Genomic DNA, 980 nt, shown 5'->3' on the forward strand with positions numbered 1-980 from the left:
TATAATCTTTTAAGGATAAAGGAAAATCTCTCAACCCACATGCCAATCATTGTTAGAGCAATTAGAAGATATTACCGTGATCCTTATAAATCAAAATCAACAAAAAATAAGGCTCTTACCCGATAATATTGATTCACAAGCCAAAAAAATCATTGAATTATGCGGGTATGATGTATCAATATACGTGTCAAAAAATGTCGAAAACAAAGGAGAATAACACACAATAGGAGGAATTCATGAAAAGAATGTCGAATTGAAAAGAATTTTATCGAAAATTCCTCAAAAATAAGAAGATATCATCCCACCAAGCCATTTAAATATAGTTCATTCAAAAATTAGAATGAACTATATTTAAGACGTGCGAAATGTGGGTTACAGGAAATGTTGGCTCACCTTTCGTCTGTCCAAATTGATTATGTGGTGGTGCTGAACACAAGCCGATTATGGCGGTCAGATATTGTGAAGGTACTGATACAACGAGAGCTGAAGAAATATGGCTGTGATATTAAAAGCATTGAACAGCCATTTTACAGTATCCATAAGAAAGACCCGAATGATTTCTTGGTAAAACGGCTTGAGGGAATTATTAGACCAATACCAACGGCTTGAAATTGCCCTAAAACTAACGAAAGGTAGAAACAAGAAAGCGAAGGAAGGTGGATATGCAGGAGGACGGGCAACATTTAGCTATATGAGACAAAAGGGTGAAAAAGAACTGAAGATACATAACGGTCATGCAGAAGTAGTTAAACGGTTGTTTGAGCTTAAACAGCTACATAGAAAATGGTCACTGTCTAGGTTGGCAGAAGCATTGAATGAAGAAGGGTATCAAACAACCCAAGGGAAAGCATTTACGAAAGTACAAGTGAAACGCATTTTAGACCGACAGAGCTTTTATCAAGGGATCTATACCTACGGACACATACAAGCAAATGGGAAACATGAAGCAATAATTTAATAGCTCAAGTTTCGGAGTAAAA

2 pseudogenes are annotated in these 980 nt (G+C 36.1%); both read left to right on the plus strand.

Annotated features, from left to right (window positions below):
• Window positions 1–19: 19 nt before the first annotated feature.
• Window positions 20–217 (plus strand): annotated as a pseudogene (locus tag P9687_RS17365) (IS1634 family transposase); the annotation flags it as partial.
• Between the two features lie 152 nt (window positions 218–369).
• A pseudogene (locus P9687_RS16710) lies at window positions 370–958 on the plus strand (recombinase family protein); the annotation flags it as partial.
• Between the last annotated feature and the right edge of the window lie 22 nt (window positions 959–980).

It is taken from the genome of Weizmannia sp. CD-2023, from assembly GCF_036225245.1.
Lineage (GTDB): Bacteria > Bacillota > Bacilli > Bacillales > Bacillaceae_C > Weizmannia > Weizmannia faecalis.